Origin of the sequence: Leuconostoc lactis (genome assembly GCF_007954625.1) — a bacterium.
Classification (GTDB): domain Bacteria; phylum Bacillota; class Bacilli; order Lactobacillales; family Lactobacillaceae; genus Leuconostoc; species Leuconostoc lactis_A.
In genome coordinates this window covers 399458-416257 of the sequence record NZ_CP042420.1, presented here as the reverse complement: position 1 = coordinate 416257, position 16800 = coordinate 399458, and the positions used below count along the sequence as shown (strand labels likewise).

The window sequence follows — 16800 nt, the reverse complement described above, 5'->3', positions numbered from 1 at the left end:
TACTATAAAGGAGGATTCACCAATGCCATATCGTAAATTGGGTCGTACATCTTCACAACGTAAAGCTTTGTTGCGTGATTTGACTACTGATCTTTTGATCAACGGTCGTATCACGACAACTGAAGCCCGTGCGAAGGAAGTTCGTAAGACAACTGATAAGATGATTACATTAGGTAAGCGTGGTGACTTGGCGGCTCGTCGTCAAGCTGCTGCCTTTGTCCGCAACGAAGTTGCTGACGTGATCGAAGACGGCGACAACGTGAAAGTACAATCAGCTTTGCAAAAGTTGTTTGATGACGTTGCACCTCGCTTTGCTGAACGTAATGGTGGTTACACACGAATTCTCAAGACTGTCCAACGTCGTGGCGATGCCGCTCAATTGGTCATCTTGGAACTTGTTGATTAATTACGTTACATCTAAAAAATACCCCTTGGAATTTAATTTCCAAGGGGTATTTTTTAATGATCACGATGCAGTAATAATTGACTTAATTGCTCAAGTTGTGTTTGAATGGTTGGTTCAGGTAAGTTGCTAATTAAGGCTTGTAGTTGTTCGGTATAGTCTGTGAGTAATGCATTTAGCTTTGTCATCGCGTGACTTTGAGTAATGAGTTCATGCAAACGAATCATGTCAGCATCGCTAATTAAATCACGTTGCATGAGTAAGGCCCGAATATCATCACGCACAGTTGGATCTGTGAGGGCAAATAAAACAGGGGCAGTGTAGATCCCATTGCGAATATCTTGACCAATGGGCTTACCAAGAGATAATTGTTGCGTAATGGATTCAAAATCTAAGTAGTCATCCAATAACTGGAAGGTAATCCCCAAATTTTCACCTAATTGACTCACAGTATCTTGTAGGTCGTCAGCGATTGCTTGACCACTAATCAGCCCAAAGGTCACACTGAGTTTGAACAAGGCCGCTGTTTTGCCTTTGATTTGCGACAGGTAAGTGTCAAAGGTCGCATCAACATTAAAGCGATGATGCTTTTGCACTAATTCACCGAATAAAATGTCTTGTAGGGCTGTTAGGGCGAGTTGGTTGGCTTGTGGCAGGTTTGTTTGTTCAAGTAGAGAAAACATACCAGTCAGCAAGTAATCGCCGGCATAGACAGCAGTATCTTTGCCAAAACGACTTTGAATACTCTCGTAACCACGACGTAATTTAGATTCATCAATAATGTCATCATGAATTAGGGTCGCCAAGTGTAAGAGTTCGACACTGGCACCGAGTTGAATCGCTTGTTGGTTATAAGGTGTTGTCGTGAGTTTTGAGAAAATAAGAGTCAGTGCTGGACGAACGAGTTTACCGGCATTTAGTTGTGAACGAATTGCTGTATCAATGTCTTCGAAGCCGATATGCCAGCTGGTTGCCATACGATTTAAAACAGCGACTAATGGTTCGGATAATTCGGGAAATTGTTCCCACATTTTTGGAAGAGTAGGGGTTACCATGTTAAAATTCTCTATTTCTCTCGGCCAACTGAACACGCAGTATGGCTTATTTTATGTACAAAGTGCGAGAACACACATTCTCGCACTTTTTAATTATAACTTATTTATCTAAATCATCGTAGAGTGACTTTGCTTTACCATACCAAAGGCTACCAAGACCCTTTTGAAGCAATGGTACGACGTAGAAATCAAGACCGAAGCCACGACCAGCGCCGTTCATCACAGCGATACTTGAGAAGATCAAGAACCAGTGTGTAAGATCAAAGCCATTAGATGCCCAAGCGGCAATGGTCAAAATAATTGACACAAGCGCTAATGGCCAAGTCATCAAACCAATGAGCAAGCCAGCACCTGTTACAATTTCAATAAAGCTGGCAAGCCCATGTTGCCAGAAGAGGTCGTTAAGTGGGCCAACTTTACCTAGTGCGGCCAAGATCCAGAAGAGGCCTAAGAAGATACGCAAAGGTGTTGACCACAAGACGTTACCTAGACGAGAAACGGCACCCTTGAATGGGTTACGGCCGTTTTCTGTACGGAAGAATTCGTCCAACATGTAATGGAAAATTGAATACATTGAACGGATTTGTGAATAGAAGAAAATGTTGATGCCGTGCTTAGCCAGACTAGCGAAGAAGCCAGAGAAATTCAAGCCCATCAAGCTAGCAACCGTGTAGTGTGAGCCAATTGAAACGGCGAAACCGTGGTAGCTAACCACTTCACCAAATGTCTTTGGCTTAGCAAACCCAAGGTCAGCCAAAATGTTGTTTGAGGCAGCACGGGCAGCACTTTCAGCACCTTCAACCGTTTGTGGCACAGGGCCAGTCTTTTCATCAACGTAAGACAATGTGTCACCAACCACATAAATGTCTTCGGCTGGCTTATCATCTTCAAGGGTTGCGTGCATGTAGTCGTCGGCTTCGATACGGCCACCACGACCATATTTGAAGCCCCAGTCAGAGATGAATGACTTGGCCTTCACACCAGCTGTCCAAATGAGGGACTTGGTTGGCAAAGTTGAGCCATCCTTGAAAATCACACCATTTTCATCAACACCAGTAACCATGGCACCCAAACGAAGATCAACGCCGTTGTCAGTCATGTACTTCAATGCCTTGTCAGCGAGGCGACGATCTTGGAGCATGTTCAAAATTGTTGGGGCAGCTTCAAGTAATACCAGCTTGATTTCAGATTCATCCAACTTGTAAGTGTCAGCCAAGACCTTACGTTGTTCAATGAATTCACCCATCAATTCTGCACCAGTAAAGCCAGAACCAACCACCGCAATTGTGAGCATTTGTTCACGCTTAGCTGGATCAAGTTCACCGGCACCTTGGCCGATAATGCTTTCAATGTGGTGACGGATTGCCAATGATTCTTCCATTGACCATAATTCAAAGCCATGTTCCTTCACACCTGGTGTGCCGAAATCGTTTGATTGACCACCAACGGCCAAAATCAACTTTTCATAGCTCACGTCGCCGTGAGTTGTCTTAACGATCTTGGCAGCCTTATCGATACCATTAACTTCGGCCGTCAACAACTTCACATTTTTATTTTGGTAGAAGAGATGTTCCAAGTCTTCTTGCACGTGCTTTGGCGCCACACGCTTTGAAGCCACTTCATGCAACTCAGTCATGTACGTGAAGTAAGAATGCTTATCAATTAAAATGATATTGTATTCTTTGTGTGATTTTAATTTCTTTGACAAAGTTTTTGCTGCGAATACACCACCGAAACCAGCGCCAACAATGACAATATTTTTTTCTGACATGACTCTTTTCTTCCTTTTGTGAATTATATAATATTCTTGTGAAATACCTTTTTTATTATAGACCTATTTTCGTTATTTTAAAAGCATTTCGGCCAAAAAACCTTTGTGAAAAAAATAGTGATTATAATAAAGCGAGGGGAAACTCAATATAGTATTCAGGCCCTAACCTATGATAGAATAAGGTCTAATGACGCAAGCAATAGAAATTCACAATTTAAACTATCAATATGATGACGACCAAACATTGTTCGATGGGTTCAACTTAACGATTGAAGCTGGGCAATGGGTCGCACTAGTGGGCCATAATGGCTCAGGTAAATCAACGTTAGCGAAGTTGATTTTGGGCTTAATTGAAGCCAATGCCGGTGACATCACTGTTTTTGGTGTGCCGTTATCGGCAGAGACGGTGCATGACATTCGTGACCAAATTGGCATGGTCTTTCAGAACCCTGATAACCAATTTGTTGGCGCAACGGTCGCTGATGATGTGGCCTTTGGCTTGGAAAATCAACAGTTACCAAGTGCCGATATGCCGAGTCGAATTGATGACGCGCTGACAGTCGTTGGCATGCAAGGGTTTAAGGATCGCGAACCCCACACGTTATCTGGTGGTCAAAAGCAACGGGTTGCCTTAGCAAGTGTGTTAGCCTTGACCCCTAAAATTATTATTTTAGATGAAGCCACGGCTATGCTTGATCCAGATGGTCGTGAGACCGTGATGACAACCTTACAGGACCTTAAGGCCCGTTTTGGTGATGCGTTAACATTGATTACGATTACGCATGATATGGATGAAGCGGCACTGGCTGATCGTGTTGTGGTGATTAATGACGGGCAGCTGATCCTTGATGGCACCCCAGAAGAAGTCTTTAGTCAACGACAGGTGATGCATGAAAACGGGTTGGAATTACCTTTTGCAGGTGAGTTAGCGGCACAATTGACGCCAACACCTGAACAGTATTTAGATGAGAGAGAATTGATTCAGTGGCTATCACGTTCGAAAAAGTAAATTTTAGTTATGGTGCCGGCACAACTCTGGCCCAAGCTATTTTGCATGATGTCACCGTTACCATGCCAACCGGCCAAGTGACCGCAATTGTTGGCCAAACCGGCTCAGGCAAATCAACCCTTGTGCAGCATATTAACGGCTTGCTGAAGCCAACTGAGGGGCGGGTATTGGTTGATGGTTTTGAACTCACCCCACGGACAAAAGAAAAGCAACTGATGCAATTGCGGAAAAAGGTGGGCATTGTCTTCCAATTTCCAGAGAATCAGTTGTTTGCCAATACCGTGCTGGCGGATGTGATGTATGCCCCGTTAAATTTTGGTGCCGATCAGGCGACAGCCAAGGCCGCTGCTGAAGCGGCTTTACGTCGTGTTGATGTTGATGAATCACTTTGGCAGAAATCACCCTTTGAGCTTTCTGGTGGGCAAATGCGTCGTGTCGCTATGGCCGGCACGTTAGCGAGCGATCCGAGTGTGGTGGTGTTAGATGAACCCGCGGCGGGCTTGGATCCTAAAGGGCAAGCGGAACTGTTGCAATTGGTATTAGAGTTGAAGAACATGGGCAAAACGGTGATCTTTATTTCGCACCATATGGATCATGTGGTGGCAGTGGCTGATCAGGTCGTTGTCATGCACGATGGTCAGGTTGTGGCCAACGAAACGCCTGCGCAACTATTTAATCGCGATATGGCATGGTTTAAAACGATGAAGTTAGACCTACCAAAAGCAGGGCAATTTACGGAAAAGTTAAAGGCAGCTGGGGTCGTGTTGCCAGAGCGGCCACTAACATTGCCGAGCTTAGCCACAGCCATTAATGCGGAGGTCGGCCATGAATAACATTATGATCGGCCGTTTTGTGCCAGGAAATTCCTTTATTCATCGCCTTGATCCACGGACTAAAATGATTGGGACGTTTGTCTATATTTTGGTGTTACTGTGGGCCAATAGTTGGGCGACGTATGCTTGGGCAGCGATCTTTGTCTTGGGCTTGATCCGCTTAACGGGTCAACCGTTTAAGCTGTATTGGGATGGGTTAAAACCGATCTTTTGGCTGATTTTATTTACGGTCATCTTGCAGTTAATCTTTACCCCAGGAACGCCCGTCCTTTACCAGTTGGGGCCTATTAAAATCACGACCCCAGGGTTAATTAATGCGGTTTATGTGATGCTACGGTTTATCCTCATCATCTTGATGTCAACAATTCTGACATTGACGACACCGCCAACCAGCATTGCAAACGCCTTGGAAATGCTGTTAGGGCCGTTAAAAAAATTGCGAGTGCCCGTTGCCGAATTAGCGCTGATGTTGTCCATTGCGCTACGATTTGTCCCGCTATTAATGGACGAAACCCAAAAAATCATGAACGCCCAAAAGTCACGGGGGATGAGCTTTTCTACGGGCGGCCCGATTAAACGGGCTAAGGCGATTATTCCCTTGCTAATTCCGTTGTTTGTCGGGGCGTTACAACGCGCCTTGGACTTAGCCAATGCGATGGAAGTGCGTGGGTTTAAAGACGCTGTGCAACGGACAAAATACCGTGTGTTGCATTATGGACATAATGATGTGCTGGCTTTTGTGGGCTTAGGTGTTTTTGTGGTGATTTTTATGATTGTGAACTTATATTTGTAAGCTAACGCGTCAAACGTTATGAGAGAGTGGGGAGTTATGCCACGATATAAAGCAGTCGTCGCTTATGACGGCTCAGAATTTTTCGGATTTCAAGTCCAAACGAAAAACGGCGTGGAACGCCAACGAACAGTGCAGGGTGAACTCAACCGCGCTGTGAATCAAATGGCCAAGTTGCCAACGCCCGCCATTAAGGTCGTGGGCGCTTCACGGACAGATACAGGGGTGCATGCTTTTGGCCAAGTGGTCCATTTTGATTTACCATTTGATATCCAACCGGAAGGGGTTCGTAAGGGACTCAATACCTTGTTGCCCCGCGATATTATGATCAAACAGGTGGAACAGGTGGCGGATGACTTTCATGCCCGCTTTAACACGCATGCGAAGCGCTATATCTACCGTGTCTCGACCCAAGACTTTACTGATCCCTTTAAGCGCCGTTATACGGGGCATTTCCACTGGCGTTTAGATGTTGCCCGTATTCAAGCGGCGTTACCTGATTTACTCGGGGAACATGACTTTGCCAGCTTTGCGGCTTCAGGGAATCAAACGGCGACGACCGTGCGGACCATTACGCGTGCGGATGTCGAAGTGAAACCAGATGAACAAGAGTTAGTGTTCACGTTTGAAGGGAATGCCTTCTTATATAACCAGATTCGGATTATGGTTGGGGTGTTGCTGGAAATTGGGAACGGTCGGCGTGACGTGCATGATATCGTGCGCTTAATTGCCGTGAAAGATCGTGAACAAGCCCGCTTTACCGCCCCGGCCAGTGGGTTGTATCTGGATGAAATTTATTATGATGAACCAGTGGCTGATAAATGATAAACAGTTGGGGATGGCGTGTTTAAGAAGTGGTTGTCACCGAAGGAATTTGGCGACAACCATTGACAATACGGATTATTTTAGGTAAGATAATACACGGTATTGTTTACCTCACGATAAGCCCCGGAAACTTATTGTAATTGCGTGGCAAGGAACGGCTGCGTTTGTAAACAACTAATCAAAGGAGCGCACACATGCGTACAACATTTTTAGCAAAACCAGGTGAAATCGAAAAGAAGTGGTATATTATTGATGCCAAGGACGTCGTTTTGGGACGTTTGTCAACAGTAGTTGCTTCAATTTTGCGTGGTAAGAACAAGCCAACGTTTACACCAAACGTTGACATGGGTGACCATGTAATCATCATCAATGCAGGCGAAGTTAAGTTGACTGGTAAGAAGGCCACTGATAAGGTTTATTACCACCACTCAAACCACCCAGGTGGTTTGAAGGCTCGCACAGCTGGAAACTATCGTGAATTCAACCCTGAAAAGTTGCTTGAATTGTCAATCCACGGTATGTTGCCAAAGAACACTTTGGGTCGTAAGCAAGGCTTGAACTTGCACGTGTATGCTGGTGCAGAACATGCCCACGCCGCACAAAAGCCTGAAGTACTTGACATCAACAAGTTAGTTTAAGAAAGGAGAATCTAAATTATGGCTACAGCAGTACAATATGCCGGCACAGGCCGTCGTAAGAACTCAGTTGCTCGTGTGCGTTTGGTTCCAGGTAATGGCCAAATCACAATGAACGGCAAGTCAATCGAAGAATATATTCCTTTCGCTAACTTGCGTGAAGTTGTTTTGCAACCATTTAACGTTACTGAAACATTGGGAAACTACGATGTTTTGGTTAACGTCGTTGGTGGTGGATATTCTGGTCAAGCTGGTGCAACACGTCACGGTATCGCCCGTGCGTTGTTGACAGTAGATCCTGATTTCCGTGAAGCATTGAAGGCAGCAGGTTTGTTGACTCGTGACTCACGTATGAAGGAACGTAAGAAGCCAGGTTTGAAGAAGGCTCGTAAGGCTTCACAATTCTCAAAGCGTTAATATTCTTTTTTCCACAACGGTTGTTGCTAATATATGGTGGCAATTGGTGGTATCGATCATTAATGTTAGAGCAAATCTAGTAAATTTAAAAGCATCAGCATTTTGCTGATGCTTTTTTTGTGGTGTTGATTCTAAGTAGCATTTTTGAGTTATTAGCAATTTACATGACCAATTTGTTTGGAAATTTACAAGTAAGAAGAAAAATACAATCTTGATTTTTTATGTCAAAAGACCATTGAAGAGTTATGAGATGATCTGCATCATGATGATAATTTTGAATTATTTTTGGTGATCGCAGAATTTGATTTAAATTACTGTGTAATTTTACATTTTTTTGACGATTGAACGTAAACACACCGTTAAGAATGTTGAAATTGAACAGTAGTGTCTTTTTATTTCGATATATTGAAGTCTTTCAAAAAATCTGACTCCCAAACTATTTTCGTATGACCACCAGCTTTATAGTAGTTATTAGGTTCGGCATACTACGTACTGACAGTTTCTCATTTTAGGATAGACTATTTTTATTACAGTCTAGCCATCGCAACTGGAATCAACACATATGTTGTGTAAACATGTTATGGATGCAAAGTATTAGCTGATCTATTCAATATTCTGGAGGTTAGAATGAATTACGCTAAAGATTACTGGGCGGAGATTGTGGTGACGATTAAAGGCGTCACTGCAATTTGCGTAGCAAATGATGAGAGACACAAATATTAGGAGAAAAAGTTGACAGAATAAAATAGTAAGATAGATATACGTGACGGTATTTATGTATCTCTATGTTGTGTTATACAAAAATAAAAGCTATGAATCAAATACTGTTAGATTCATAGCTTTTTATTTGGCGATGACATTTCATATTATTGCATGAATTAAAGAAAATAGGATGGATTAGCAACTACAAAAGAAGAAAGTGTTGGGAGGGTTACGACGAAAAATAATAAAGTAATATTTATGTCTTTGTACGGAGGGTAAGTGGCAAAAAGGGGGAAGTGTGTCTCGAAATTGGTGGGGGAGCATGAGGAGTAATGGGGGTAAAAGGCTATTCTTTTGGATAAGTTTTTTTTGTTTTGGAAGAGGTATAATGGGGTTAAGTCTAGGGAGGTTGATGCATATGAGTAGGAGAATTCATGTTTTAGATTGGGAGCCCTGGAATGATAACGAGTTTGAAAAGAGGGTTTTGAAAATTCTGCAGATGGGTTCTGAAGAGATTACATCTTTAGAATTTTTAGAGTTGTTCGATGCGTTTCAGATGATTAAAACCAAAAAGAATGATATTAAAGACGGGAAAATTAAGTCTGACATACATCAAAAAATATCGCGGAGATATCATAATATATCCGCGGAAAAAATTCATAAAGAATTTCATTCACTTTTTACGTATAAGGAGCATGACTATCACGAGTTTTGTCATAGCTTATTGCAGGTATTTGAGGAGTATAAATGGCATAAAGTATTTCAAGAGCATGATTTAAATCGTATTCTTGAGGCTGGGCGAATAAGAATACAGAATTTTCTAAAAACAGAATATTGGGGTAAATACTACTCCAGTGTAGTTAAAAAATTATTTTTAAGTAAAGCAAAAAACTTTGAATTATTGTTAGATAATTTTACAGATAGTAACACTAAGTATATGATTCCAAGTAATATTTCTAAACAAGAATTTTACGACTTGGCTGTCCGGTATATAGATGGTGAAGCAGACTCAGAGGCGAATGTAAATTATTTAAGATTAATACAAGGCGGGTTAAGTGGGTTAGGAAAACATCTCAATTTGGATGCTATGCTGAGATTAAAGATAAAAAATGAAATCAACCGCCAAATTGACAAACATTTCTCGGAAAATGAAGGGTATAAGGAGTCATATGCCATATATGGAAATTGGAGTGATTTTATCAAGGAAAATCCAGATAATGAAATCAGAGGATACGTTGATGTAGAATTTTTGAGGACTTATTCAGATATTCCTACACTGCTTAATAGCGTTCAATACTTGCATTGGTTTTTAAATATCAATGGAATATGGAATTTAGTTAGCTTTCCTAATCTCGAAGCCGACATTTTTAGTAGTTTGTTAGGAATAAAGTCGAATCATCATTATGAAATGAGTTTTTTCTTCTCATCCAAACAACGGATAGTTTTAAACGAGCTAAGAGTAATGAGAGGTGTGCTTCAACAAGAACATCATGTAGAATTTGAGGACATATTTAATTACTTTTTTTTAGAGTATTCAAAACAAGTCTTACATTTAGATTGGCTTCCAATCGAGTTTTCTAAGAGTGTGTCATATGGTGCGAAAGTTAGTTTAATGTTTATAGCTGAAGAAAACCTTCGTAAACAATGGTACGCTTTTACTAAGTATGGTGACATACAGCACGATCTTGTTAATTTAACGTCGACGCCACGGTTTAAAGACTTAAAGAGTGTTATCCCTAATAAATATGTGTATGTACATTCAGAGAAAATGATTAAAATAAATAATTTATTGTTTTCAACACAGTCACATCTGGGATATATTAATCAAAATTTACAAGCGGATACATTTATTGATTTGTTACAAAATAATAAAGTTTCGTATTCTGACTTTTCGCCGTACCAAACAGAAAATATAGACTTTTTGGTAGAAGAAGAGATAATCACTGTACGGGAAAACGACGAAATTTTTGTGACAAACCAACAAGCTCAGTTTATTTTAATATGTCGATTTTTATGGTCATATGGAGTTATAAACTATTACAATTTTCCTTTTGCTGAAGTAGGCGATTCTGCAACAGAGTATCAAAACTTGATTAATACTAAAGTAGAACAAGGATATTTGAAAACTGAGAGTACGTTATTTTCAGAACCAGAAATTAATTATTTGAACTACTTACTTAATAACTCAGAGTATGATAATGCAAAGGCTTTACGTAACAAACATAATCATTCTTATGTTGCTGAAAAGGATGAAGACAACTTAGAAGATTACTTATATGCCTCGGCTGTAATTTTTGTTTATATTATCAAAATTAATGAAGAGATCCACTTGAAAAATCTCTTAGAGGGAAAAGAAGGATTCTGGATGGAAAGATAAAAGTAATCTGAAGAGGAATAAGGAGAGGTATAGGATTAGAATAGCAGGGGCTCATATATTTGTAAAAATCAGTAGACAAAACGAACATATGTTCGTATAATTTAGATGTAATCTCAAGGAGAAAAATTTATATGGGTAATAATAAAAGTTTAGTCTTTGATTTTAAATCGATATTGAAAACACAGTTTTCATCGGTAACTGTTGAAGAAAGAATACAGTTTTTGAATTCATTAATTCAAAGACGCTCTCTAGCTGGTACGCAATTGGTGGATGATCAACCAAAACTTGATTTTCAATCACTTAAGTTATTGATTGAGTATAGTTATTATATTGTTTCTTTACCATATGTTCCTGGCCCAGTTCAGAAATTTAATGCGACTGTGGGGGGAAATGTACTTTCTGAATTAGTTAATGCTACAGTTACTTATTACTTGTCCGATTCTTTAGAACGGAACGCTGATGAGATTGCGGAACTAGATTTTTTTGTCTCACATTTAAATTATGACTACGTAGAAGCGCCACAGTATCTTGAATACTTCGAATATTTTAAAGAGGAACTAGAAGAATACTTAGGATTTACAAATTCGTTTAATTTTGTAAGAATGTTGTTAGCAACTTCGGTGGTAAGAGTTGATCAAGTATATGGTGATTTATTGCCAGATTTCCTTACAATGGGAGTTCCTATTGATCAATTAGAAAGATTATATCCAGGAATAGGGGATACTCTTATTAGTTCTGAAAGCTTCCAGAACGAATTTGATAATATCAATTATCCTACAGATATTGAAAATCTTCTAAACAATGCTAAAGTACCTGCTATTCAACATAATGGGCTTGTTTTTATTCCGAATTCAATAAATATTGTGCAATATATTGCGGTGGGTTTGCGACGATACATTAAACCTCGTGGTAAAAAGGCCATGCGATTTCAACATAAGCATGAAGGTTTTTTAAAAAAAGTTATTACTGAAAAAGTGGCTAACAGAGAAAATGATATTAGTGTTGTGACTAATTTTTTTGTTTCAGTAGTAAATGGAAGAGAACATGATTTGCTATTGTTGTGGCAAAATTACGCCTTTGTGATTGAATTAAAAACAGCTGATATTGAGTTTAACAGTATGAACGCAGCTGGATCACTGCTATCGTTGCAAAGAAAGTATTCATCCGTTATAGGCAAGGCCATGATTCAGGAGCAAGATGCTGAAATAGAACTGAGAAATAATAGAAAATATTTTACGCGAGAAGGGGATGCAAAGTCTAAGCAAATACTACCTAAAAGGGTAAAGAAATTCAATGGTGTTATTTTAACCGGGAAAAATTATCAGTCTTTGGCACATAATCAAGAGAGATATTCAAAAGACAGTAATGTCTTGAAGTCGGTTATGAGTATTTTTGACTTTGAGATTATTTTTGCATGGACTGTTCATTTTAGAAATCCTAAATTTTTATCAGACTATTTAACATGGCGAGTTCAGCAACATACGATGAATATGATTGTGGATATATCAATGGATGAGATAGCATTGTTTGAATATTTTGTTATGTTTGAAGGTAAAACACATCAGGATATACCTATAGTGTTGTCTAGTCAGGGAGGAACTAGTATTTTGCTCTGGTATCAGAATGAATATAGTAGACGAGATGAATTAATGTCGACGAATTTTATGAGCCAGTGGATGGAAAAGTTTTTGGCTGATGATGAAACAAATGTATTTGAAGATATAAAATCATGATTGTGAATCAAGCCGGTAAAGTAAAAAGCCCCTCATATGTGGTGTACCCCGAAAGTTGCTTTAACTTTTTGGGTACATCACTCATTTTTGCTGATGCTTTTTTTGTGGCGTTGTTGAATAGCGATCGCGTTAGGGATAGATATGTTATATCGTCAAAAAATGAATGGAATGCCAGATTTTTTACATTTAATGCTATTCTTATGTAAACCCTTGCATTATAATAAAAATAATGAGTCAAATACACAATCAAAAGAGGTAAATAATGGATAAACTATTAACGTTTATTTTGATAATTGCCGCGCCATTTATCGTGATTGGCATTGTCTATTTGTTTGGATGGCTTCTTACTGGTCTTATCATGCTGTTTGGTGTGAGTTATGCAAGTGCAAGGCTTGTGGGCATTGCTTTAGCGGTGTTGATTAGTTTTTGGTTTATCGGTTATCAGGGATTTAAGTAAATAGCCTTGGGAACCAGCGTAATGAACAGATAGCCAAATAAAAAGCCCCCCCACACGCTAATCCGTGTGAGGGGCTTTTTACTAGACAATATAATCCGCGTACAACTTGCGTTCTAACTCTGACAATTCAACGGTAATCAATGTACCAGTCTCATCATAGTCCTCTTTGCTAAAGGTATGCTTAGCGGCGAGTTTGGCTTGCACAGCGCCTTGGTCAAAGGGGATGTGGAGCGTGACTTCTTGGACGTCGTTGAAGATTTGCTTCTTGATTAAGTCAATTAACGCATCTTGTGAGGCAGGGTCTAGGGCGGAGATGGTGATTGTATTTTCACCAGACACGTCAGGGTAGACGAGTTTCGTGCGATCCGCCTTGTTGTAGACAGTGATCATTGGCACGTCAGTGACGCCGACTTCAGCCAATGTTTTTTCTGTGGTAGCCATCATGTCTTTGTAGTGTTCATCTGACACATCCACGATCTGTAGCAATAAATCAGCATTCGCAGCTTCTTGCAGTGTTGATTTAAAGGCAGATACCAGATTGTGTGGTAACTTTGAGACGAACCCAACCGTATCACTGAGTAAGAACTGCTTCTTATCTGGCAGGGTTAATTGTCGGACAGTTGTCGTTAATGTGGCAAACAACATGTCTTTTTCAAAGACTTGCTTGGTATCGTCCGTATCAGCACCCACCCCAAAGCGCGCGAGTAGGCGGTTCATCAACGTTGACTTACCGGCGTTGGTATAACCAACCAGAGCCACATTGGCCAATTCATTGGTTGTCCGCTTTGCTGAACGTGTTGACGTCCCTTTGGACAACTCAGCGAGTTCTTGGCGAATATGGACCATTTGTGACGTAATTCGACGACGTGATTCTTCGAGCTTCGTTTCACCGGAACCACGTGACGTAAAGCTAGCGCCACCCGCACCAGTTTGCTGATCAAGGCTCACAGACATACTTGTCCGTAAGCGGGGAAGCTGGTACTGCAAGCGAGCTAACTGGACTTGCAACTTCGCTTCCTTAGTTTGGGCGCGTTGGGCGAAAATATCTAAAATCAGCCCCGTACGATCTAGCACCGTCGTGTTGGTTAACTTTTCTAAGTTACGAATCTGTGATGGGGATAACTCATCGTTAGCAACGATCATATCCACTTCGTAAGTCTTGGCTGCTTCAGCTAGTTCTTCAACTTTCCCCTTACCAAAGTAAGTAGCAGGGTTTGGCCGTTCCAGCTTTTGGGTAAAAGTTTCCACTGGGGTCAAGTTGTTGGCCTTTGCTAGATTACCTAGTTCTTCTAATTCATAGGTTAAATTAGCCTTGCTGGTCGTTAGGCCAACCAGAAAGACTTTGCGTGGCTCTTGGGCGTTAGTGTGTTGTTCAGTCATAAAAAAATACCTCCAGATAATACGAGACTGGGGGCATTTTACGTGTCAAGGGCAAAACTGCTGACCAATCTCAAGATGTGCACATAAAAATAGAGACTCTACTCTTATCTACGGGATCTTAAAATTCGTTTGACAATTGATTGCACTTCCTTTATTTATACTACTGATAGTGTAACAGTTTTTCGCGGTGCTGTCTATTAAAAGACGGTTGTATCATCGTTGAAGCGCACCACCGTGGCATCATGTGGGTCAAGTGCCAACTGCATCACCGCACCGTTTTTAACGGGCTCACTGGCGAAATCGTGACGACCTAACTTTTCTGCAATGCCGCGAATCGTTGTCCCGTGTGAGACAATGAGGACGTTATCACCGTCTTTGTGGCGGACACGGATGTCATTGAAGCCGCGTGAAACGCGCGTCCACCATTGTTCGTCGTCTTCGGCGAAATGGTAGGGGTCAGCTTGATGAATGGTATTCATTGCGTCGGCCATGCCGTAAATGGTAATCAAGTTTGCGTAAGTTTCAAAGGGTGTTTCTTTAAAAGCCGTTAAGGTTGTTGTAACAGTTTCACCGTTAATCCCTTCAAACGACCCAAAGAACTGTTCACGGAAGTCAAAGAGTTGCGTAGGTTCCTCTGGTGAGTCTGCGGTATTATTTTTCAAAATATAGCGCGCGGTATGAATGGCACGGGTCAAATCAGATGAGTAAGCACCATCAAAATGAATGTTAGCGAGCCGCTTGCCGGCATTCAAGCCATGTTCGATCCCTTTTGGGGTGAGGGGAGCATCAGACCAACCTTGAAAACGGTGTAAAAAGTTGAAGTAAGTTTCGCCGTGACGGACGATATAGACGTTAATTGACATAGTAATAGTTGTAGGCCATTGTCTTGAACAGTCGTTCCGCAATGCGCTACAATCGCCTCCTAAATGGTTATTATCTCCATTCTAACATAAAATGCCGGACACCAAAAAAGACCGCGTTTGCGGTCTTTTCATTAAGCGGGTGAGTCCTCTGTATTTGACTTGTCATCTTTTTCATCTTCGTCGAAGATGCCATTATGATTTAAGTCTTGTTTTGGTGTTGGTAACTCTTGAACAATAAATTCTGAAATGTAAGCATTGTCATAATCTAAGGCCGTTAATTTGAAGTTGGCCACTTGCATCGTGTCGCCAGCTCTAAATTCAGGGTCATGATTTAAGACATAACCGGTCAAAGTGACGGCTTCGTCTTCTTCAAGTTCTTTAATCTTCTTGTTGAAGTAACGTTCAAAGTCATAAAGGGTCATCTTACCAGAGACTTTATAACGGTGATCACCAAGCTTTTCGATGTAGTCATCTGAGACGTCATCGATTTCATCACGGACAGTACCGAAAAGTTCTTCGTAGATATCCTTATCCGTGATCATACCACTGGTACCACCGTATTCGTCCACGACAATGGCGATCGGCGAACGCTTGATAATCATTTCATCCATGACATCGTGTAAGTCCATGTTTTCAGGGACGGCTGGAATATCACGCATGATTTTAGCGACTGTATCTTGATCGTTAATGCGAGATTGACGCAAGAGGTCATAGATAAAGACATAACCTAACACTTTATCCTTGTCATTATCAGCAATGACTGGGAAACGTGAGTAACGATCTTGTAGGTAAAGATTGATGGCATCAGCGATTGTCGTCGTGACATCAATAGCAGTCATTGATGTCCGATCAATCATGATATCTACGGCAACCTTATCGTTCATCTCAAAGGCGCGCTTCATAAACGTCAAATCTTCTTCGTCCAGCTCACCAGCAGCGGCGGCATTACGTGACAGTGAGAGAATTTCGGTTTGTGAATAGATATCTTCTTCGCCATCCGTACGGAAGCCCAACATGTGGGTAATCACATTTGATAAGTGATCTAATGCCCAAATCAATGGGAACAGCAGAATATGGAAGAAACGCACAGGACGAACAATTAGCAGTAAGACCTTAATCGGTTCTTCAATCGCGATGTTTTTCGGTACCAAATCGGTAAACACCGCATGCACGATCGTGAAAATAATCATGGCAGAGACTGACGATACGACGCCAGAATATTCTGCTGGAATAAGACCAGTCTTTAGAATGATTTCGGCGACCGTTTCTTCACCAATCCAACCTAAAATCAAACTTGTGAGTGTGATACCGACTTGTGCAGTCGATAGATATTCAGTTAAATGCGATGCCATATAGATGGCATGATCAATATTACGTGAAGGCTTTTCGCGCTTTTCTTGCAAATCGCGTAACGCACTTAGACGTACTTTAACCAAAGAGTATTCTGTTAACGTGAACAAAATAGCGAGTAACAGCACCAAAACAATAATGAAAAAGTTAAGGAGCATAGACGGACCAGAATCCAAAGTCGTAAACCTCTTTTCTTATGT

15 protein-coding genes are annotated in these 16800 nt (G+C 41.0%); 10 read left to right on the top strand and 5 right to left on the bottom strand.

Annotation, left to right across the window (positions count from 1 at the left end; all coding sequences use genetic code 11):
- The first annotated feature begins 22 nt into the window (after window positions 1-22).
- The gene (gene rplQ / locus FGL80_RS02030) at window positions 23-406 is read left to right on the top strand and encodes a 50S ribosomal protein L17 (protein WP_009999828.1); all 384 of its coding nucleotides are present in this window, start codon (window positions 23-25) and stop codon (window positions 404-406) included.
- Window positions 407-459: 53 nt separating this feature from the next.
- On the opposite strand, the gene FGL80_RS02025 is transcribed toward rplQ, so the two are convergent.
- Together FGL80_RS02025 and FGL80_RS02020 are read right to left on the bottom strand one after the other, a co-directional pair.
- Window positions 460-1458 (bottom strand): polyprenyl synthetase family protein, encoded by a 999-nt coding sequence (locus FGL80_RS02025; RefSeq protein ID WP_055307354.1) that lies wholly within the window; start codon window positions 1456-1458, stop codon window positions 460-462.
- 100 nt (window positions 1459-1558) lie between these two features.
- A complete protein-coding gene (locus tag FGL80_RS02020) occupies window positions 1559-3229 on the bottom strand; it encodes an FAD-dependent oxidoreductase (protein WP_055307355.1) in 1671 nt (556 codons plus the stop codon).
- A 187-nt stretch (window positions 3230-3416) separates the two neighbouring features.
- Here FGL80_RS02020 and FGL80_RS02015 point away from each other — a divergent pair, with 187 nt between their 5' ends.
- The 9 genes from FGL80_RS02015 to FGL80_RS01975 all read left to right on the top strand — a co-directional run bounded on the left by FGL80_RS02015 (window position 3417) and on the right by FGL80_RS01975 (window position 13007).
- Complete coding sequence (locus FGL80_RS02015; RefSeq protein WP_055307356.1) at window positions 3417-4238, top strand: energy-coupling factor transporter ATPase; 822 nt, start codon at window positions 3417-3419, stop codon at window positions 4236-4238.
- Entirely contained in the window at window positions 4214-5071 is an 858-nt protein-coding gene (locus tag FGL80_RS02010; RefSeq protein ID WP_055307357.1) for an energy-coupling factor transporter ATPase, read from the top strand. The genes FGL80_RS02015 and FGL80_RS02010 overlap by 25 nt, the downstream gene beginning before the upstream one ends.
- Window positions 5064-5864, top strand: a complete 801-nt coding sequence (locus FGL80_RS02005; protein ID WP_055307358.1) for an energy-coupling factor transporter transmembrane component T family protein — start codon at window positions 5064-5066, stop codon at window positions 5862-5864. The genes FGL80_RS02010 and FGL80_RS02005 overlap by 8 nt, the downstream gene beginning before the upstream one ends.
- A gap of 36 nt (window positions 5865-5900) precedes the next feature.
- Window positions 5901-6686, top strand: coding sequence for a tRNA pseudouridine(38-40) synthase TruA (truA, locus tag FGL80_RS02000; protein ID WP_055307359.1), 786 nt, complete (start codon window positions 5901-5903; stop codon window positions 6684-6686).
- Between the two features lie 194 nt (window positions 6687-6880).
- Window positions 6881-7324, top strand: coding sequence for a 50S ribosomal protein L13 (rplM, locus tag FGL80_RS01995; RefSeq protein WP_009999818.1), 444 nt, complete (start codon window positions 6881-6883; stop codon window positions 7322-7324).
- Window positions 7325-7342: 18 nt separating this feature from the next.
- The gene (gene rpsI, locus FGL80_RS01990) at window positions 7343-7738 is read left to right on the top strand and encodes a 30S ribosomal protein S9 (RefSeq protein WP_009999817.1); all 396 of its coding nucleotides are present in this window, start codon (window positions 7343-7345) and stop codon (window positions 7736-7738) included.
- Window positions 7739-8858: 1120 nt separating this feature from the next.
- Window positions 8859-10817, top strand: coding sequence for a hypothetical protein (locus tag FGL80_RS01985; protein WP_147001782.1), 1959 nt, complete (start codon window positions 8859-8861; stop codon window positions 10815-10817).
- Between the two features lie 131 nt (window positions 10818-10948).
- On the top strand, window positions 10949-12550 hold the full coding sequence (locus FGL80_RS01980) for a hypothetical protein (RefSeq protein WP_055307361.1): 1602 nt from the start codon (window positions 10949-10951) through the stop codon (window positions 12548-12550).
- Between the two features lie 262 nt (window positions 12551-12812).
- Window positions 12813-13007, top strand: a complete 195-nt coding sequence (locus FGL80_RS01975) for a hypothetical protein (RefSeq protein WP_055307363.1) — start codon at window positions 12813-12815, stop codon at window positions 13005-13007.
- A gap of 81 nt (window positions 13008-13088) precedes the next feature.
- Here the strand turns inward: FGL80_RS01975 and hflX are convergent, their stop codons facing one another.
- The 3 genes from hflX to FGL80_RS01960 form a co-directional block, all read right to left on the bottom strand.
- Window positions 13089-14387 (bottom strand): GTPase HflX, encoded by a 1299-nt coding sequence (gene hflX, locus FGL80_RS01970; protein ID WP_147001781.1) that lies wholly within the window; start codon window positions 14385-14387, stop codon window positions 13089-13091.
- Window positions 14388-14584: 197 nt separating this feature from the next.
- Window positions 14585-15250, bottom strand: coding sequence for a histidine phosphatase family protein (locus FGL80_RS01965; RefSeq protein ID WP_055307365.1), 666 nt, complete (start codon window positions 15248-15250; stop codon window positions 14585-14587).
- 131 nt (window positions 15251-15381) lie between these two features.
- Complete coding sequence (locus FGL80_RS01960; RefSeq protein ID WP_147001780.1) at window positions 15382-16776, bottom strand: hemolysin family protein; 1395 nt, start codon at window positions 16774-16776, stop codon at window positions 15382-15384.
- Window positions 16777-16800 lie beyond the last annotated feature (24 nt).